Source organism: Streptomyces sp. NPDC059679 (genome assembly GCF_042734105.1).
In the GTDB taxonomy this organism is placed as follows: Bacteria; Actinomycetota; Actinomycetes; order Streptomycetales; family Streptomycetaceae; genus Streptomyces.
In genome coordinates, this window is the sequence record NZ_JBHWES010000029.1 from 103,956 (window position 1) to 122,955 (window position 19,000).

General features: G+C 69.8%; 15 protein-coding genes and 1 pseudogene. 8 read left to right on the forward strand and 8 right to left on the reverse strand.

Annotated elements, in window-relative coordinates; genetic code table 11:
- Positions 1 to 145: 145 nt before the first annotated feature.
- Genes ACFV2X_RS28555 through ACFV2X_RS28565 form a run of 3 tightly spaced genes read right to left on the reverse strand, consistent with a single transcriptional unit; the run spans position 146 to position 7,654 of the window.
- Entirely contained in the window at positions 146 to 1,366 is a 1,221-nt protein-coding gene (locus ACFV2X_RS28555) for a cytochrome P450 (protein WP_385621677.1), read from the reverse strand.
- Positions 1,359 to 2,645: a condensation domain-containing protein gene (locus ACFV2X_RS28560; RefSeq protein WP_385621679.1), complete on the reverse strand. Its 1,287-nt coding sequence runs from the start codon at positions 2,643 to 2,645 to the stop codon at positions 1,359 to 1,361. The genes ACFV2X_RS28555 and ACFV2X_RS28560 overlap by 8 nt, the downstream gene beginning before the upstream one ends.
- Complete coding sequence (locus ACFV2X_RS28565; RefSeq protein WP_385621681.1) at positions 2,642 to 7,654, reverse strand: amino acid adenylation domain-containing protein; 5,013 nt, start codon at positions 7,652 to 7,654, stop codon at positions 2,642 to 2,644. The genes ACFV2X_RS28560 and ACFV2X_RS28565 overlap by 4 nt, the downstream gene beginning before the upstream one ends.
- 250 nt (positions 7,655 to 7,904) lie before the next feature.
- Here ACFV2X_RS28565 and ACFV2X_RS28570 point away from each other — a divergent pair, with 250 nt between their 5' ends.
- Entirely contained in the window at positions 7,905 to 8,417 is a 513-nt protein-coding gene (locus ACFV2X_RS28570) for an integrase core domain-containing protein (protein ID WP_385621684.1), read from the forward strand.
- A gap of 299 nt (positions 8,418 to 8,716) precedes the next feature.
- Here the strand turns inward: ACFV2X_RS28570 and ACFV2X_RS28575 are convergent, their stop codons facing one another.
- Together ACFV2X_RS28575 and ACFV2X_RS28580 are read right to left on the reverse strand one after the other, a co-directional pair.
- Positions 8,717 to 9,415 (reverse strand): S1 family peptidase, encoded by a 699-nt coding sequence (locus tag ACFV2X_RS28575; protein ID WP_385621686.1) that lies wholly within the window; start codon positions 9,413 to 9,415, stop codon positions 8,717 to 8,719.
- A gap of 312 nt (positions 9,416 to 9,727) precedes the next feature.
- A complete protein-coding gene (locus tag ACFV2X_RS28580; RefSeq protein ID WP_385621688.1) occupies positions 9,728 to 10,723 on the reverse strand; it encodes a helix-turn-helix domain-containing protein in 996 nt (331 codons plus the stop codon).
- Positions 10,724 to 11,027: 304 nt separating this feature from the next.
- On the opposite strand from ACFV2X_RS28580, the gene ACFV2X_RS28585 reads away from it, so the two are divergent.
- Positions 11,028 to 11,327, forward strand: a complete 300-nt coding sequence (locus ACFV2X_RS28585) for a Tn3 family transposase (RefSeq protein ID WP_385621690.1) — start codon at positions 11,028 to 11,030, stop codon at positions 11,325 to 11,327.
- Between the two features lie 146 nt (positions 11,328 to 11,473).
- Here ACFV2X_RS28585 and ACFV2X_RS28590 read toward each other — a convergent pair whose 3' ends face one another.
- Positions 11,474 to 12,793, reverse strand: coding sequence for an MFS transporter (locus ACFV2X_RS28590; protein WP_385621693.1), 1,320 nt, complete (start codon positions 12,791 to 12,793; stop codon positions 11,474 to 11,476).
- 88 nt (positions 12,794 to 12,881) lie between these two features.
- Here ACFV2X_RS28590 and ACFV2X_RS28595 point away from each other — a divergent pair, with 88 nt between their 5' ends.
- From ACFV2X_RS28595 to ACFV2X_RS28605, 3 genes are all read left to right on the forward strand, one after another.
- Positions 12,882 to 13,997 carry an ArsR/SmtB family transcription factor gene (locus ACFV2X_RS28595; protein ID WP_385621695.1) on the forward strand — a complete coding sequence of 372 codons (1,116 nt, stop codon included), beginning with the start codon at positions 12,882 to 12,884 and terminating at the stop codon, positions 13,995 to 13,997.
- On the forward strand, positions 13,994 to 14,602 hold the full coding sequence (locus ACFV2X_RS28600) for a hypothetical protein (RefSeq protein ID WP_385621698.1): 609 nt from the start codon (positions 13,994 to 13,996) through the stop codon (positions 14,600 to 14,602). The genes ACFV2X_RS28595 and ACFV2X_RS28600 overlap by 4 nt, the downstream gene beginning before the upstream one ends.
- 374 nt (positions 14,603 to 14,976) lie before the next feature.
- Complete coding sequence (locus tag ACFV2X_RS28605; RefSeq protein WP_385621700.1) at positions 14,977 to 15,225, forward strand: hypothetical protein; 249 nt, start codon at positions 14,977 to 14,979, stop codon at positions 15,223 to 15,225.
- 357 nt (positions 15,226 to 15,582) lie between these two features.
- Here ACFV2X_RS28605 and ACFV2X_RS28610 read toward each other — a convergent pair whose 3' ends face one another.
- Entirely contained in the window at positions 15,583 to 16,365 is a 783-nt protein-coding gene (locus ACFV2X_RS28610) for a TIGR03084 family metal-binding protein (RefSeq protein WP_385621702.1), read from the reverse strand.
- A gap of 853 nt (positions 16,366 to 17,218) precedes the next feature.
- On the opposite strand from ACFV2X_RS28610, the gene ACFV2X_RS28615 reads away from it, so the two are divergent.
- Positions 17,219 to 17,398: a hypothetical protein gene (locus ACFV2X_RS28615; RefSeq protein WP_385621704.1), complete on the forward strand. Its 180-nt coding sequence runs from the start codon at positions 17,219 to 17,221 to the stop codon at positions 17,396 to 17,398.
- 10 nt (positions 17,399 to 17,408) lie between these two features.
- Here ACFV2X_RS28615 and ACFV2X_RS28620 read toward each other — a convergent pair whose 3' ends face one another.
- Complete coding sequence (locus ACFV2X_RS28620; protein ID WP_385621707.1) at positions 17,409 to 17,828, reverse strand: YybH family protein; 420 nt, start codon at positions 17,826 to 17,828, stop codon at positions 17,409 to 17,411.
- 145 nt (positions 17,829 to 17,973) lie between these two features.
- On the opposite strand from ACFV2X_RS28620, the gene ACFV2X_RS28625 reads away from it, so the two are divergent.
- Together ACFV2X_RS28625 and ACFV2X_RS28630 are read left to right on the forward strand one after the other, a co-directional pair.
- Positions 17,974 to 18,318, forward strand: a complete 345-nt coding sequence (locus ACFV2X_RS28625) for a winged helix-turn-helix transcriptional regulator (protein ID WP_385621709.1) — start codon at positions 17,974 to 17,976, stop codon at positions 18,316 to 18,318.
- A gap of 285 nt (positions 18,319 to 18,603) precedes the next feature.
- Positions 18,604 to 18,889 (forward strand): annotated as a pseudogene (locus ACFV2X_RS28630) (hypothetical protein); the annotation flags it as partial.
- Positions 18,890 to 19,000: the final 111 nt, after the last annotated feature.

Consider the following 19,000-nt stretch of genomic DNA (forward strand, 5'->3'; position numbering starts at 1 on the left):
CCGTCTTCGCCGACAACGGCACAGCCGTCATCCCGACCCCGCAGGAAGACACGCACACGCCGTCCGTGAAGCGGGCGACCATCGGGCCTGGACAGAACACCTGGGGCTGCCCCAGGACGGCGGTACAGCGCACGCCCTGTTCGCCCTAATCCCGGTGTTTCGCTCCCGAGCCCCAAGTGACCGGTAACGCGTGCACGCCGATGAGGTTTTCGTCAAATTTGAACGGCACCTTCGCGAAGTCGACGGCGAGCCGCAGATCGGGCAGGCGGCGGAACAGCGTGGTGTAGGCGACGTCCAGTTCGATGTCGGCCAGCGCATGGCCGGTGCAGTGGTGCACCCCCAGCCCGAGCGCGACATGCCGCCGCGACGGGGTGCGGCGCAGGTCGAGGCGATCGGGTTCGGGGAAGACGGTCTCGTCACGGTCCGCCGAGTCGATCTGGATGAGTACGCCCTCTCCTCGGCGGATGAGCGTCTCCCCGATCTCGATGTCATCGGTGGCGGCCCGCTGCCTCGCGTTGTGCGACACGGTGACGTAACGCAGGAGTTCCTGGACCGCCGTCGCGTGCACGGTCTCGTCGTCGGTGCCGGTCAGCACCTCGATCTGCTCGGGGTGGCGCAGCAGTGCGACCACACCCGTCGCGATCATGTACGCGGTCGGGCCGTGGCCGGTGAAGAACAGACCCTGGAAGTCGGCCGCGGCGTCCGCTTCGGACAGTTCACCGGTCTCCACGTAGGCGCGCACGATCCGGCCCATGAGCCCGTCGCCCGGGTCGGCGACCAGTGCGCGGAAGTACGCGTCCATCTCGGACCGAGCCGAGGCGACTCGCTCGGCGGGCGCCGTGCGGGAGCCGAGGACGCGGCTGAGGTCGTGCAAGTGGCCGCGGTCGGCGACCGGGACACCGAGGAACTCGCAGATCACCTTGATGGCGAGGGGCAACGCGAACGCCTCGACCAGGTCGGCCGGACGGGGTCCGGCGAGCATGGCGTCGATCTCCCCGTCCGCCACGCGCTGGACGAAGGGCCGCAGCTCTGCCATCCGGCGCGGGGTGAACTCCCGGATCATCATCGCTCGCCCGGCCGCGTACCGTTCCTCGGGGCGGGAGGGGAAGAAGACGGCGCCCTGGCTGCGCAACCGCGACGACGGCGAGGTGTGCGGGAAGCCGGGCGATGTGACGTCCATGGTGAGCCGCCGGTCCGTCAGCGCACGCCGGGCGTCCTCGTAGCGGGTGATCAGCCATGGCGTGCTGCCGTCCCACGCCCGTACCCGTGTGAGCGACGCGGACGCACGGAGCTCGCGGTATTCGGGCGGCGGGTCGAGCGGGTGCTCCGGATCCCTGGCAAGCGGGTAGGTGGGTAACTCAGCCACGGATGTGTCCTCCGGGTGGTGGGACGAGCGCGCGCAGCGCGGACACCGGTGTTTTCGGCCGGGCCACGACCGCGTGCAGGACGGCCTGGTAGGCCTTGAGCAGCGCATCGATCTCGGGATCGTGGTAGCGGGCGGTGTCGTACTCCGCCCATACCGTACTGGCGCCGTCGGGGGTGTCCTCGACGCGGACGGTCAGGTCGAATTTGGCCGTGTCGAGGACTGGTAGCTCGGCGGTCTCGCAGCCGTCGAGACGGAGTTCGCCGAGGCTGCCCGGTGGGTGGTGCGCGAAGATCGCCTGTACCCAGGGGGTGCGGTCCGGCTCGTCCGGGCCGCCGAGCGCGGCCACCATCTCGTCGAGCGGCAGGTCGCGGTTTTGGTACGTGGCGGCCGTCGCCTCGGCTACGCGCCCCAGCAGCACGCCGAAAGGGGGGTCTTGGGTCAGGTCCACCGGCAGCACCGAGAGGGTGGCGAAGAATCCGAGGACACCGGCCACTTCAGGGCGGTCGCGGCCGGCGACCGCGAGGCCCAGCAGCACCCGGTCCTGACCGGTGCGCCGGGTCAGCGCGATCGCGCACGCCGCCGCGAGCACCGTGAACGCGGTATGGCCGTGGGCGGCGCCCAGGTCGCGGATGGCGCTCACCAGGCCGGTGTTCAGCGCCACGGCACGGCGTCTGCCCCGGCCGGGCTCGCCGGTGGGGCCGGTATCCGCGTCGAGTGGCCGCGGGTATCTCTCGAGCGCGCCGCGCCACCAGCGTACGAGTTCACCGGTCCGCTCCGGGGTCAGCCGCTCGGCCTGCCAGGCCGCCCAGTCGACGTATTGGACGGGAAGTTCGGGCAGGGCGGCGGATTCGCCGCGCAGGGCAGCCCGGTGGCAGGCCGTGAGTTCGGTGAAGAACACGCCCAGCGACCAGCCGTCGGCCGCCAGCAGATGCAGAGAGAACGTGACCTCGTGCCGGTTCGGGCCGGTCGGGCGGACGTCCACGCGCAACAGTGGTCCGCGAGCCAGGTCGAAGGCGCGCGGCCGGGGCGGCTCGGAGACGATCCGCACCGCCACCGGCGCATCGGGACGGATCTGCTGTACGGGCCCGTCGAGGTAGACGGTCCGCAGCGGTTCGTGCCGCCGTACGAGCGCTTCGACCGCGGTGCGCAGCGCCGCCACGTTCAGGGTTCCGGTCACCGCGAACGTGCGCAGGGTGCTCTGCCTGTGTCCGCTGAGGTCCCGCGTGTGCCGCGCCCAGACGGCCCGTTGTGCGGCCGACAGCGGGAACGAGGCGCTCAACGCGGGATCCTGGTGATCTTTTCGGCGTCGGCGGGTGCCGACTCCAGTGCGGAGGCGAGTCGGGCGGCGGTGGGCTGGGCGAGTACCAGGCCGAGCCCGACTGTGCGGCCGGTCGCGGCGGCGACGCGGGACGCGAACCGCATCGCCTGTAACGAGTGCATGCCGAGCTCGAACACGTTGTCGTGCACGCCCGGCTGGACACCCAGCACATCGGTGGCCACGTCCACGATCAGAGTCTCCAGGGCGGTGCGCGGCGCGGCCGGTTCCATCGGCCGCGGGGGCAGTCCGAGCGCCCGCACGTCGACCTTCCCCACGGCGTTGACCGGCAGCCGCTCGTGCGGCACGACCACGCTCGGCACCAAGTGGCCGGGGACCTCGGCGGCGAGGGCGCGTCGGACGGCGGCACCGGACTCCGCGCTCACCACATGCGCCACCAGCCTGTCCGCGGCGCGGTCCGCCACGACGACCGCGTCCCGCACCATGGGCAGCGCCAGGAGCGCCGCGCGGACCTCGGCCGGCTCCACCCGGAACCCACGGATCTTGACCTGGTCGTCGGCCCGCCCGGCGAAGTCGAGCAGGCCGCCGTCGAGCCAGCGCCCCCGGTCGCCGGTGCGGTAGAGCATTCCCTCCCCGAACGGGTTCGGGACGAACCCCGGCGCCGGTCGCACATAGCCACGGGCCACCACCGGGCCGCCGACGCAGATCTCCCCCATCACGCCGGGTGGCACCAACCGCAGGTGCTCGTCGAGCACGTACACCGAGGTGTTCGGCAGCGGACGCCCGATCGGCACGCGCGGCTGGTCGACCGGGCGCCACTCGTCCATCGGCATGCCGGTGACGATCACCGTGGTCTCCGTCGGTCCGTACGCGTTGACGACGGAGGTGATGCCCCTGGCGCTCAAGTCCTTGAGCGACTCCGGCGCTATCACGTCACCGGCGACGAGTAGGCTCCGCAGTCCGCGGACGGCCTCGGGCGCCTCGGCGACCAGTTCGTGGAACACCGCCGTGGACAGTGCGGCGTGGCTCACCGTGGGCTCCGCCAGCTCGCGTGCCAAGTCGGCCACATGCCAGGGAGACGGCAGGAACCGCACGGTCGCGCCGCTCACGAGTGGGCCCCAGATCTCCATTACGGACACGTCGAACGCCATGGTGGCGACCGCGAGGAGGGTGTCGCCGGGGGCGAGATCGGTGACACCGTCGTCGTGCAGGCGGGCCGCGACCGAGCGATGCTCGACCAGAACGCCCTTGGGCCGACCGGTGCTGCCGGAGGTATACATGACATAGCAGGCGTCGGTGCCGACGCCGGCGGGCAGGTCGCCGCCGGTCTCGGGAACGTCCTCCAGCACCACGGCGATCGTGCCCGCGGGCAGGTCGGCGGCGAGCGCGGCGGTCGTCACGACCACTCTCGCTCCGCAGTCGGCCATCAGGGCGCCCATCCGGGCCGGCGGGTGCGCCGGATCGAACGGCAGATACGCGGCGCCGGACTTCATCACGGCGAGTTGCGCCACGACGGCCTCCGGCGAGTGCGCCACGCGCACCGCCACCACGTCGCCACCGCCGAGCCCGGACCCTCGCAGATACCGAGCGACCTCATCGGATCGCGCCCCCAGCTCGGCATAGGTCAGCGGATCCGGGCCCGCGACGGCGATCGCGTCCGGGGTGTCGCGCACCCAGCGGGCGACCAGGTCCGGCATCCACCACGACGGCGGCTCGGCGTGCCTGCCCCGCCCCCACTCGAGCAGCTGCGCACGGGTGCGCTCGTCCATGAGTGAAAGCCGCGACACCGGCGTGTCAGGCCCGTCAGCCTCATCTACAAGAGTCCGCAGCAGCGTCTCGAACGCCGTCAGCAGATGCGCGCAGAACGATTCGTCGAACAGGTCGGTGTCGAACTCCCACGCCAGCGTGATGCCCTGCAACGCGGAGCGCGAGCTGGGCAGCACCGGCCCGGCCGACCGCGGGATCGCGATCAGGTCGCCCGCGAGCCGCGAGATGCGACCGGCTTCGGCGTAGCGCGGCACCGCGATGACCGACATGTCGAACTTGGCCGATCCATTGCCCACGCCCTCGACGACCGTCACATCGAGCGGCGTCGGCCGCAGCGGCCCCAGAGGCGAGTCATGGAAGTTGAACATCGCCTGTACGAGCGGGCGCGCGCCGTCTCCGTGTCCGGCCGGCGACTCGGCGAAGATCAGGTCGTAGGGCAGCTCCTGGTGTTCGTACCCGGCGAGCGACCGCTCGTGGATCTGCCGCAGGAACTCGGCAAACGTCGGATCGCCGTCGAACCTTCCCCGGAACACCACGGTGTTGACGAACATGCCGAGCACGTCCTCGGTCTGCTGCCATCGCCGGTTCGCCACCCCGGACCCGACCAGCAGATCACAGGATCCGGTGGTGTGGTGCAGCAACACGAAGAACGCGGCCAGCAGGGTCGTGAACAAGGAGACATCCGAACGTTCGGCGAGATCCGCGAGGCGACGGGCCAGCTCGCCGCCGATCTCGAGCCGCGGCGCGCGGCCGCGGAAGCCGGTGGCGCGGGCCCCGGCGCGGTGCGGCAGCCGCAGCACGGTCTCGGCGCCGTCGAGCTCCGCGCGCCAGAAGGCGCGTTGCCGGTCGGCCTCCTCGGACTCCAGCCACTGCCGTTGCCAGCGTACGTAGTCGTAGTATCCGACCGGTGGCGCCGGACGGCTGATCCTCCCGTGCGCGAGGTGTTCGGAGTAGCCGTCCAGCAGGTCGCGCACGAACACATGGAACGACCAGCCATCGTGCACCAAGTGGTGTTCCACACACACGAACACGTGCTCCTCGGCGCCGAGCCGCAGCAGTGTCCAGCGGTACGGCGGCTCATGCGCCAGGTCGAACGGCGCGCCCAGCAGCTCGCGCACCACCGCGCCGACGGCCGCGGCCTGGTCCTCGGAACCGCTCAGGTCACGGACCTCCAGCGCGACCGGCCAGGGCTCGTCGACCACGCAGTCGAGCTCGCCGTCGACCTCGATGAACCGGCTGCGCAGCACGTCGTGCGCCCGCACGAGCTCGGTGAGGCTCGCCTCCAGCGACTCCAGGGACAGCTCCCCGGCGAGCCGGAACACCGACTGCGCGTGGTAGGCACGGGCGTCCGGGCTCAGACCGTGCATCAGCCACACGCGCCGCTGCCCGGACGACGGCTTCGGCTCCGCACCGGGCCGGGGCCCGCGGTCGGTGGCCTTGACGCCGATTCCGGCCGCGATCCCGGCCGCCGTGCCACACTCCAACACCGTCCGCAGCGCGACCTCGACACCCAGCCGCGACCGCAGCCGGGCCACGAGCTGCGTGGCGAAGAGCGAGTCGCCTCCGAGGCCGAACAGGTCGTCGTGCACGCCGACCCGTTCCGCGCCGAGCAGTTCGGCGGCGATCCGGACCACCTCGGCCTCGGTCTCGTCCCGCGGCGCGTCCGTCTCGCGTGCCGCCCGTCCCGGCCGGGGCAGGGCGGCCCGATCCACCTTGCCACTGATGGTGAGCGGCCAGCGGTCGACCAGGACGACCTCGTCGGGCACCATGTACGCGGGCAGCGTGGCCGCCAACGACGCCCTCAGCTCCTCAGGGTCGGCGTCGGTGTCGGCGATCACGTATCCGAGCAGCCGCGGCTCACCCCGCCGGTCGAGCACCGCCAATGCATCGCGCACACCGGGCAGCGCCGAGAGCGCGCCTTCCACCTGACCGAGCTCGACTCGCGCGCCACGCACCTTCACCTGGTCGTCCACGCGTCCGAGGAATTCGATCGACCCGTCGGCGAGCATGCGCCCCAGATCGCCGCTGCGGTAGAGCCTGCCGCCCGCCGGGTCCGGGATGAACCGTTCGGCGGTCAGCTCCGGCTGCCCCAAGTAACCACGGCCCACCCCGAGTCCGCCGATGCAGATCTCCCCGACTGCGCCCGGTGGAACCGGGTTGCGTTCCTCGTCCAGGATGACGACGTGGCAGCCCGCGATCGGGCGTCCGATCGGCACACGGGTCTGCTCCGCGCCGACCGAGTCGTGCAGAGTGGCGCAGATCGTGGTCTCGGTGGGACCGTAGCCGTTCACGAACCGGTGGTGCGCACCCCACTGGCGGGCAGTCTCCGGCAGGCACACATCACCGATGCTCATCAGCACGTCCAGCTCCGGGAACCGGCCCGGCCGCAGGGTGCGCACCACCGCCGCCGGCAGCACCGCGTGCGTGATGCGCCTTACGGTCAGCATCTCGGCGAGCGGATCGCCGGATAAGTGCGGGCCGCCCAGCACCTCCAGCCGGGCACCGTTCGACAACGCCATCAGGACGTTGAACAGGGCGGCGTCGAAGGCCGGGTGCGGGAACTGCAGCACCCGTGAGCGCGCCGGTACTCCGCCGAGGTACTCGCGCTGCGCGTGCACCAGGTTCACCAGGCCGCCGTGCTCGATCATGACCAGCTTCGGCGTGCCCGTCGACCCGGAGGTGGCGATCACATACGCCAGGTCCTCGGGAGTGTTCCGGTCCTCGACCGGTTCGGCGGCCTCGGGCACCTCGTCCAGATGCGGAAAGCCGGGAATCGGGGCGCCGACCACCAGCGCGACCCTGGCCTGTCGGGCGACGTCGGCGAGCCACGCCTCGGGGTGCGACGGCGACAGCGGCAGATACGCGGCTCCGGCCCGCCACACGGCGAGCAACGCCACCACGAACGCCATACCCCGGTCGAACACGAGCGCGACGATCTCGCCCCTGGTGATGCCGCGCCTCACGAGCGTGGCCGCGAGGGCGTTCACCCGCGCGTCGAGCTCGCCATAACCGACCTCGGCCACGCCGTCGGACAGTGCTGTCCGGGACGGATCGGCGGAACACCGCTCCGCGATCATCGCGCCCGCCGAACACCACGTCTCCCGGGCGGCGGGAATCACATCGGGCTGCCGGTCCGGTGCGGCGAGCGGACGGGTGGTGGCCCACGGCGAGAGCCCGCGTAAGCCGGCGAGGAGGCAGTCGTACTCGGTCCCGGTGGACAGCCGGGGCAGCTCAGGTTCGGGCACACGACCGAGTGTAGGCACGAGGGCGACAGAGTCGCACAGGATCTCTACCCCTATCTCTACCCCTGCATGTTCGTGCACTGGGAATGGTCCGAGTCCGGTGCGGTACCAGTGGGCGGGCGGTCCGGTTGTGGTTCGCGGCGTTGTCCTCGCTGATACCCCGGCGTCGCTGGGCGCAGGTGTTCCCCGTGACGCCAGCGACGTTGCTCCGCTGGCATCGACGTCTCGTCGCACGCGGGTGGGGCTACAGCGAGTGCCGGAGCAGGCCGGGCCGGCCGGCGACACATGGCGCGACTTCCTGACATCCCAGGCCGAGGCCGTCATCGCCTGCGACTTCCCGCACATCGACCTGGCAAGCCTTCGCCGCATCTACGCGCTGGTCTTCCTCGAGCACGGCCCGCGCCGTCTCCACGTCGCCGGCGTCACCGTTCATCCGACCGTGCAGTGGACGGCCCAGCAGGCCCGCAACCCTGCTCTTGAGGTGGGCGTGCGCCTTGAGTCGCTGTGCTTTGTGATCCGCGACCGGGAGACGCTGCGGCGTGGGCTCCTCGATCACGTGCTGATCTGGAACGAGACCCACGCTCGCCACGTCCTCGACGTCTACGCCCGGCACTACAACGGCCATCGCCCCCATCAGGCCCGAGGGCAACGTCCGCCCCTTACCGACAGCCGGACCGCACCATTGACCGACTCGAGTACTCCGCGACGACTACTCCAGACTCGCGTCCTCGGCGGCCTGATCAACGTGTACAGACACGCGGCCTGACCAGCCGCGACGGGTTTCTGAACGGCACAGGACTCTGTCGCCCGATTCAGCCGACCTGGCGAGACCGGTGGACCGCTGGCGGAGAAAGCGGAGGTGGCGCTGATCGAATCGGACCTCACCACGAATCGGGCGACAGAGTCGCACAGGCATCAGGTGGCTGCGTCACGGTCTGGTGCTGGGGTGCCTGGGAGCGGCCGCCTTCTCGACCCGGCTGATATTCCCCGACACTCGGGAGAATGCGGCGAACGTGGTGTCTGACCAGTCAGGTTGCGAGCGCCCCGGGTCACGGCTGTGGGCCCTCAGGAACGGGTGACCGAGACAATCCACGAGCGCAGGCGTGTGATGTCCGCGAATGACGCGACAGCCTCCCGGTCGGATCCGGAGAGCACCCCTACCAGCACCTCATGACCGGTCCGGTTCCGGACCGTCGCCGGGCCGCCCGAATCGCCTCCCATGGGGAGGCCGTTCCCCCGCGCGGCGCAGAAATCGTCCGCTCCCACCATGAGTTCGCACCGCCGGTCCGAGTGTGCCGCGACCTTCAACTGCGCTTGCTTGAGCACATTGGACTGGCATGAGGACTCAGGCTTCGGGGGAGCGCACGTGGCCCCCCATCCGTATGCGCGAACACTCCGGCCCACCTTCACGTCTCCGCTGCGCCCCAGCTCGATCGGCTTGACCTTGAGTCGGGGAACCTTCACGAGTGCCACGTCGGCTTTGGGAGTGAACACGGTGGCGTTCTCGATCCGGCGCACGACGGTGCCGTGCCGCTGGTCGAGGCTGCCGACCCGCAAGGTGATGCGCCAATTGTCGTATCGGACGCAGTGGCCGGCAGTGAGCACCCACTCGGGGTCGACCACCGCACCTGTGCACGAGGGGTCGCCGTCGGCGTAGACACGGACGGCCCACGGGCCGTGCTTGCTGACGGACCCGCCCTGGATCGCCCAGGCCGATTCGGGCAATGCCAGGACGGCGAGGAGCATGGTGAGTATCGCGCCCACTCCACGTAGTTTGATCAAGATGCATACCCCTTGTCCGGTGTGCCCGCTGGTTGGTGAGTCTCACCCCCCATGGAGAGTCGTGGTTGGGCCTCGGGGTTCCCTGATGGTGAACGCGCACGCTGCGAGCGCGGCAAGCAGCGCTGAGAGGAGCCGCACCCGTCCTGTGTGCCGTGAGATCACAGACGAACCTCCATGATTGCCTTGGACGTCCACTCGAACCAGGGCTTCGCGCGGTGCCGGGCCGCCCCGTGTTCCCCCTTCCCTCGCATCGTGGCACGCGCCGTCGGAGGCGACTTGGCGATGCGTGCGGTGTTACTTGTCGCTCAGCGCCGCCCGCTGCGTATCCGGCACACCAGGCAGCGCCGCCTGCCGGAGCTCTCTGGGCGCCATGCCGTACGCGGCGCGGAACACCCGGCTGAAGTCCGCCGGGCGTACGAATCCCCACCGGGCGGCAATGGCGCCGATCGACCGCCGCCGCAGCCGGGGGTCGGTGAGATCGGCGTGGCAGCGTTCCAGGCGGCGTCGGCGTATCGAGGCCGCCACGGTCTCTCCCTGCTGGCGGAAGAGGGTGTGCAGGGAGCGCACGGAGATGTGGTGGTGTGCCGCGATGTCCGCCGGTCCCAGGTTGGGATCATCGAGGTTGTGGTCGATGAAGGCGTTGACGCGTGCGAGCATGGCCTGCTGGCGGGTCTCGGCCGGAAGGTCGTCGTATGCTCCGAGGTGCTGGGCCAGGCAGGCGCCCGCCAGGTCGAGCGCCATCGCGCCTAACCGGCTCAGGTCGCGCGGGTCGCAGTCGGGGCCGTAGGCGTCCAGTGTGGTCAGGAACCGGGCGAGGATCGCCCCCATGCCGGTGCGGGCCGACAAGGGCTGGGCGAGGAGCCGGTGGACCTTGTCCGGCCGAAGCGGCAGCTCCTCGCGCGGCAATTGCACGATGAGTACCTGGGTGTGGCGGCCTCTGTCGGGCACCGCGCCTTCGAACGGATGCGACAGGTCGAAGAGCACCATGTCGCCGAGCACCAGCCCGGAGTCCTGGCGCCGCTGGCTGATCCACAGGGGGGTGCCGGAGACGAAGGTCAGCTGGTACGTGCTCGGGTCGGACCGCCGGATGTCCGTCCAGGTGCGTCTCAGATACGCGGGCGGGCTGTTGAACGCGGCCACCCGTACGGAGCCGAGATCCAGCACCGAGGCCCACGCGGGGAAGCCCCCTGCGGGGTTCGCGCTGCTGAGGGTGAGTGGTGCCAGCTCACGGGAGACCAATTCGGCCCAGAAGGGTAACTGCTCCTCGGCGGGCAGTTCCTCGTTCGACACGTTCAGCCACATTCCGCCCCCCGGAATCGCCGCTCCGACGCCTCTGTCGTGGCCCTGAGCCGCGGCGGCCCGGTGCCCAACCCTGTTGTTATGCCCACCGCACCGAGGCGATGCGCGGGGCTTCGGTTTCGACAGTGTTGGACGCGGCCGTGGCAGGAGCGAATACGGCTTAGGCGACGCGGCCGATGCCGAGGTATGCGGCCACTGATCAGGCCGTACATGCTACGCAGCGCCACAGTGCGGATTCGGGAATGGGACAACGGTGTCTCCTTTCAGGGGAAGGGCGAACGGTGGACAATGCCAGTTGTCCGCGGACAGCGGACGCCCCGGACGTGCGACCCGGGCTCCGGCGCGTCGTACGGACCAGCCAGCCCTGGACATCGCGGAGATCGTCCGGCAGCTGCTGGAGGAGGGCTGGGAGATCGACCCGGAGGACCTGGCCCACATCTCGCCGTACCTGACCGAGCACATCAACCGGTTCGGTGAGTACTCCACGCACGAGCTCGGCATCCAGCCCAAGGCGTACGACCCGAAACTCGACGTCGACTTCACCCCGCTGCGTGAGCAGGACGCAATCACGGCAGGTTTCGACCAGGCTGCCTGACCCGGCCCCGGCGGGGTCGGCATCATGGCCCGTGAGCGGGGCGCGAACCGTTGCTGATATTGATGCGCGCCCCTGGATTCCGCGGTTGTCGCCGAGGTCCTGCGGGCCCGGTTGTGCGTGCAGGACTTCAGTCCAGTGGCTGTTCGTTACTGCCGGGCCTCCTTCGGGCTCGGCGTCCCGGCCTGCCTGGGCGGTTGCGGCGATCCGTCGCGCCGCGCCTCTGCCTGCCCTTCGGCCTGTGCCTCCGTTGGCACCTTGGTCTGGGCATGTGGCAGGCGGCGGACGGACGGATAGGCCAGGGGGAGCAGGGCCGCGGCTGCGTAGCAGAGGGCGGCGCTGGTCGCGACGTGGAAGCCACCGAAGGCGTGTGCGAGCGGGCCGACGGAGAGCTGGCCGATGGGATTGGAGATGTAGGAGAGCAGGGCGTCGTAGGCCGCGACGCGGGACAGGACGCGAGGTGGGATGTGCTCCTGCAGAGAGGTGTCCCAGGCGGTCCCCGTCAGCGAGGTGCCGAGCCCTGCCACGAAGGCGGCGGTGATCAGCCATGGCGTATGCAACTGCGCGCCGATCGCGAGTAGCGGGAGAGCGCCGAGGGCGCAGGCGAGCTGGCCGGCGCGGAGCAGGTGCCGGACGGTGAGCCGATAGATCAACGTGCTCATCAGCAGCATGCCGAGACCTCGGGCGCTGAGCAGGAAGCCCCACGTTGCCTCGCTGCTGAGCTGCTTGGTGAGTTCCGGGCCGAGGACTTGCCAGGTACCGGTCTGCACGAGATTGATCGCGCAGAAGGAGAGAGTGACGGACCAGACCCAGCGGGTTCCTCGGAACTGCGCCCATCCCTCGCGCAGGTCGCGCCGGAGCGTGACTCGGCGTGCCGCGGGGACGGTGGCCCCCACGGCGACGGGGAGCCGGGCGAGACAGCCGGCAGCCAGCAGGTACGTCAGCGCGTCGAAGCCGATGGCCGGTCCGCCGCCGACCGCGACAACCAGCAGCCCTGAGATGCTCGGCCCGAAGACCTTGGTGCCGTTGCGCACGGAGGCCAGTAGCGAGTTGGCCTGCCGCAGTTCGCCCTTGGCTACCAGCTCCGGGACCAGTCCGCGCAGCGCGGGCGTGGTGAATGCGGCGAGCACGCCGTTGAGGAACTCCAACCCGGCCACCACGGGCAGTGAGTAGTGATCGGTCAGCAGGACTGCGGCCACACAGCCCTGGGTGAGCGCGGAGCCCAGGTTGGCGGCTACCAGGACGGTCCGCCGCGGCAGGCGGTCGGCGGTGGCGCCCCCGATGAGGAGGAAGACGAGCAACGGCACCATGCGCGTGGCTACCACTACACCAAGGTCGTTAGCCCGGCCCGACGCGTTGAGCACCGCGAGGGACAGCGCGACGGGGGCCATGGAACTGCCGAGCAGCGACACAAGCTGTCCGGTGAAGAACCAGCGGAAGTCTGTCTGCCGAAGAAGGGGAGGAAGCACCGCTGGAGTCTGCGGGACCGGCGCAGGCGGGCACTATCGTTTCGGCAGAGGGCGAAAGATGAGCCATGGGGAAGGGGCCGACGGACCGATGGTGCTGCTGCGCTTGGACTCGATGGCCCTATCCCGATCTCGCTTCGCCCTGTCGCCGCTCGCGGAGACGCTGGGCTCGATGATCGTCCTCAGTCGGCCGAGTACGGACCCGTGGCTGTCCGCCTGGCACGGCCGCCACCAGGCGGTGTTCCGTGCCCGGCTGAACGCGGACCCCTTCGCCAAGGGCCTGGTCCGGCTCATCGGCTCGACGAAGTACCTGCCTGACCATCTCACGCTGCCGCCGATGGGTGGCATGGGCACCACGCTGGAGTCCGAACTCGCCGAGGTCGTGCTGATACCGGACGAGACGGTGCGACAGGGCCTGGAGCATGCGGTGGCTCACAGCTGGAAGGACCACGATCTGACCTGGCTCTCCGAGCGCGACTGGTCGACCCGCACGGCCGAACTGTTCCGCGACGTCTGGCGTGACCACCTCGCCGCCGACTGGCCGCGGCGCCGGGCGCTGCTCGAACGCGACGTCACCTACCGTGCCGGCCTACTCGCTGCCTACGGTTGGCCGCGCGCCCTGCAGCAGATGAGCCGTCGTAGCGCCTGGGTCGGCACAGACGCGATCCGCTTCAGTGACCGCCCAGGGCCGGACCGCATCGTCGGCGCCGACGGCATGCTCTTCGTCCCGGTCACCAAACAACGCGGCAGCTGGCTGTGCAAAGGGCCGGCAGGCCCACACGCACTCGTCTATCCGGCACGCGGTGCCGGTGAGACGGCCAACCCGGGCCGCACCGCCCGCGCGCTCGCCCGCTTGCTCGGCCCAGGCCGCGCCACGATTCTGCGTGAACTGGAACGCCCGGCGACCAGCACCGAACTCGCCGCGCAACTCGATCAGTCGCTCGGCACGATCGGCGGTCACCTGGCCGTGCTGCGAGAGGCGAAACTGGTAGTCGGTACACGAGTTGGCCGCCGCGTGGTCTACCGTCGCACTGAACTCGGCGACCAACTGGCCGGAGACACGAACGGCTCGACACAGGCAGCCATAACCCTCAGCCAGCAGGAACTCCAGAGCCAGCTCGACGCCCTGGAAGAATTCGAGAAGCAGGCTCAGCGCTCCGCATTCCTGCCCGGTTTGTCACGTCGGAACGGCATCATCGGTACATGACCGCAATCGACCCTGTCCAGCAGCTCGCCGCCCATGTTCTGGCCGTCATCGGCGACGGCCCTTTTTGCCCGCCTGGTGGCTGGACGCACATGGGTGCTGTCATTTGCGATGCCAGCTTCCAGGCGCGGCGGAGGTACGAGTCGACGATCCGGCCGCGGATTCTCCATCTCCAATCGGCATGGCCTGACGCTGCCACGGTGCGAGGCTTCCAGATGCGACTTGCTACGGAAGATCTTGCTGCTGTTATGAATTTCAGGAGCCCCAGCAGGGTCGCGACGGCTCATGGAGTCACCGATTTGCTGGCCGCTAGCGGTGTCGACACCTGTGACGACCTCCACGCTTGGCTCGACGACCAGGACAACCGTGCCGCCCTCCGCGCGGTGAAGGGTGTAGGACCGAAGAGCGTGGACTACATCGCAAATCTCGTCGGCCGATCGCATGTCGCTGTGGACGTGCACCTGCATGCCTTCGCCGCGGATGCCGGTGTCTCGGGGCTCGGGTACGAGCAGCTGCGCGCCGTGTACGAGAAGACAGCCGCCATTCTCGGGCACGAGCCGGGCGGGCTGGAGCACGCCGTCTGGCGGTTCAAGTCGCAATCGGTGTAGCCCGTAAAGCCGCAGGTCCGCGACACGACGCCGATCTTGTACGCCAGATCGAAGGCTCCAACGGCCCGAACGACTGGACAGGAAAGGCGGCGCAGGTGGAGAAAGCACGGCTAGCCTCCGCTCGCGCGGACAGGACGCGGGATCCGTCGAGCCCCAGGGTGATGGCCTCGGCTCACCTCCGCTCGCGCGGAGAGGACCAGGATCGGACGTCCGCAGCTCTGGCACGTACCGGCTCACCTCCGCTCGCACGGAGAGCACTTTCGCGAGCAGGCTGCGGACCACACCGAGGCGGCCGGCCCCGCGCCGTGGGCGGACCGGCTGCCCGAGCTAGCCGCCCGGCCTCTCGAGGGCGATCCGGCCGGGGCGGTGATCGCGTGAGCACCGAGTTGAGCGGGGTTGACCTCGCGCGCCAGGGCCTGGTCGCGGCCCGGGAAGCGGCGAAGAAGAACGGCGGCCGCCGCCAGGAGAAGCCGAAGCGGTCCCGGCCGCGGGCGGTGCGGCGGGACGGCCGCGAGCCGCTCGGGCTCGCCGCCGCGATTTCCCTGATGATGACCGAGCGCGGCATGGCCGCCCCGGCCGCCGACGGCAGCGTCCTCGCCCTTCTCAGCACCAGAAGCCGCTGACGCGATGAGGAGGTTCAGCATGATGACCCTGCCCATCTGAGGAACTCAAGGATATGGAAATGCTAGGTCACAGGTCCTGCGGCAGGCTAAGAATTTCTGCAGCGACCCGCATGGAGATCCGTCGACCTCGGCCTTCCCGCCCTGAGGAAGCCGTGAGGACGCAATTCTGAACGTGTCCAGTTCTCTGGCTCAGAGCCTGTCGGGTGGCCAGCTGATTACGCCGAGCATGGGCCGCTGACGGCCTCGGAGTTGTCGCACTGGCACACACCACGTGATCATTCCGGGGCCGTCGCCGTGTCTGGAGGGCAGATCGCAACCGTCACGCGTCTCGCATGCCCCAGGTACCCCGACACGCTTTCAGAGGAAGACGCGCGCCACCTCCAGCCACTTCTGGGCGTCCTCGCCGGTCGCCGTCATGTTGGTCTCGGACCAGGGGCGACGCCGGGTGACACACAGGCAGAAGTCGATAGCGCCGCCCTGTACCCGTTGTGCGGCAGCCTCGGGGCCCCACACCCAGGTCCGTCCGTCAGGTGCTGTCAGCTCGACGCGGAAGGGGTCCGCCGGCTCAGGCAGTCCGACGGCGGCGAAGGACAGCGCCCGTCCCAACACCCCCAGCGACGCCACGTGCTGCAGTCGATCCGTCGGGCGGTGTGCCACGCCCACAGCATCGAAGACGTCCTGCCCGTGTGCCCAGATTTCCATCAGACGAAGGGGCACCATCAGGGCCGGGGTCACCTTCGACATGTACCAGGGGAATGCGTGGTCCCATGGCGTGTCGCGTAGTGCCGCCGCCAGTTCCGCTCGACCGGCCCGCCACTCGTCCAGAAGTACCGACCGTGGTTTGGCCGCTCCCGCGGCGGCGGCCTTGTCTGCATACCCGCTGCCTTCGGCTTCCGCCCGCCCGAGCTCGGCGCCGAACGCATCCGGAGTGCGTAAGGCGCTGAGTGCGTTCGCGTCCGCCCACGCGAGGTGGGCTATCTGGTGGGCGACCGTCCAGCCCGGTGCCGGTGTCGGTATGGACCAGTCGTCCACTGCCCTGACCAGGACGTCGAGCTCGTCACCCTCAGCCACCAGCGCGGACAGGACACCGACGTCATCCACATCGGGGACGGCGAGGTTGTAGTTCAACATGTGCGCCATGGTGCCACTCCTTCGTGACCAACGGCGGAGACGAAGCGTGCGGGCAGACTCCGATGTCGCCGGAGTCTGCCCACTCGGTGGTGGGGCTCGTGGCACTACGGGACCACCGTGCTTCCTCGACGGCGGCGCAGAGCGTGTCGGGCTGGCTGGTCATGCGAGACGCCTGACGGTTGCGATCTGCCCTCCAGACACGGCGACGGCCCGGGAATCATCACGTGGTGTGTGCCAGTGCGACAACTCCGGGGCCGTCAGCGGCCCATGCTCGCCGTCCAGCCTGACCGACGAGATGTGGGAGGTCATCCGCCCGAGCGGCGCCATTTGAACGTTACGGAACGCGCTGTGCGGTAAGGCCGCATGAGCCGCAGCGCACAGCGAGCGGGGCGAGGAGGAGCCTCTTCTCGCCCCTGAGCGGTGATGCGCGCTGGAAGGCCGCCTGAGGCGGGTCACGGGCGGGCGACGCAAAATCGCAGGAATTCACGGTTCCGGCTCCACAATCTCGAAATTCTCGGACGGAGGGTCTTCGCATGGCTCTTTGCCGACGGCATCGTGGTGGCCGTCGGTGGGGCAACCCGCCGGGCACTCGGGGGCAGTCCTCATTGGTGGCAGGCGCGCCATTCAAGTCTGGCTGGTCGACAAAATCGCAGGTCAGAGCCCATGAATGAAGTGATTCCCGGTGACACAGTTCGGCGCGTCGGCCGGGGTTGCGCCGCTAACCGGCCGAGCCGCTGCTCCACAGTGCTGCTCACAAAAGGCGCTGCCGTCCGTCTCCCCCCCCCGCGACGCCATGGGGCGGAGCACCGCTCCCCAGACCGCGTGCCGTCCGCGCGTCTGAACTCGAGGAGGATTTTCCGCTATGCCCACTCTTGCCCTGCTGGTCGTCCTGCTGCTGGTCCTGGTCGGCCTGCTGCTCACGGGCGGTCTCGCCTACATGGTGTACCGCCGCCCGGTGCTCACCCAGCCGCTGACGGTTGCACTGGCCGGGGCGGCGGTGCTGGTTGCCGTGGTCACCGCCGTGGTCACGGTCGGCGTCTAGGTGTGATGTCTCATGACGTTGGTCCACCGGCGTCCTCGGAGGCGAGCAGCTGTGAACGGGTACCGAAGGGGTTGTCGATGACGTACCGCCAGCGGCCGTCCGGTCCCCGCCGGGCGACATCGGTAGCGGTGCCCTCGACGTGTACCGCCCGGCCGTCACGGCCGGTCCCGTCGATGGCCCAGTCCACTATCAGCAGCGCCAGATCTCCGTTGCGGTAGATGTGCCGCGGACGGACCGAGATGGGGACTCCGAGCTTCTGCAGGCGACCGTTGGCGGCGTGCAGGTCCGCGCCGGTCACCGGCGTCCCTGGCTGCGGGACCAGCACCGCCGCGTCCTCGTAGACCTGCGCCAACGCTGTGGCGTCGCCGCTGTTGAACCGCTCGGCGAACACCGCGGGCACCTCTTCGGGCCGACCGGCCAGTTCTCGCATGATCGACAGAAGTCCTTCCGTGCCGGGAGAATCGAACGTCCACACGCTAGGAGGCGATCTCGTGACTCACCGAACGGTTGGTCACCCGGCAGGGCTGCCCAATGGCCCACACGCGAACGCTGCGGCGCCTGCTCCCGCCTGCCCAGTGGAGATCGCGCTGGCGGCCCTGCACGGGCGCTGGACAACACTGGTGGTCCGCGAGCTGCTGCGCGGCGACCGCTCCTACAGCGAGCTGAGCGCGGCCCTGCCCACGCTGTCGGACAAGGTGCTGTCCGAGCGGCTGGCACAGCTCGGACAGGCCGGAGTCGTCGAGCGCGACCGCCGCCCGGGCTGGCCGCCGCGCGTGCGCTATGCCCTCACCCCGCATGGATACCGTCTGGGCCCGGTCCTCCAAGCCCTGTGGGACTGGGGAACAGAGGCCCCGACGCGAGAGGACGAGGCTGAGATCAGATGTGGGACAGTCCTCTCCGATGACCGGTCCAGGAAGTAGGCCGTGACACCAGAGTCTGCGGTGCTGTCGCAGTCCTCCTCGGCGACCCTCCTGTCATGCCCCTGAAGGCGATGGGCAGGGACTTGGGCTGAGGTCGTCCACCGCGCCGACAAGCGGCGGCGGCGCCGGGTGGGGCGCATGGTCTACGAGGTCGTCGTCTTCCAGGCCCTGTGCGATCAGCTCAAGTGCAAGGAGATCTGGGTTGCCGGCGCCGACCAGTGGCGCAACCCGGACGAGGACCTGCCCCAGGACTTCGCCGAGCGGCGCGAGGAGAACTACCGCGAGCTGCGCAAACCGCTGGACGCGGCCGACTTCGTCGACGAACTGCGCGCGCAGATCGACGACCTGCAGACCCGGGCTGCGCCAGGCCGAGACACACCTCGAGCACCTCGCGATCATCCGCTGGACCGTCACCGGCCTCGCCGACCTGCTCCCCACATCCCCGCCCGAGTTGCCCGAGCACCCGGACTACCCATGCATCCTCACCGCCTTCAACGAGTCGACCGGCCCCCTGCGGGCCAAGGACGTCTGCCAGGCCCTTGGCCACGAACTGCTGCCGAAGAACGTCGAAGCTGCGCCATCTTGAAGCAGCTGGTCAGGGCGCTGGTGTGACGCCGGTTCGGGGTGCTCGTGCTGGTCGTGGGCGGCAGTCTGGGGTGTAGATCGTCTGGCAAGGCGGTTT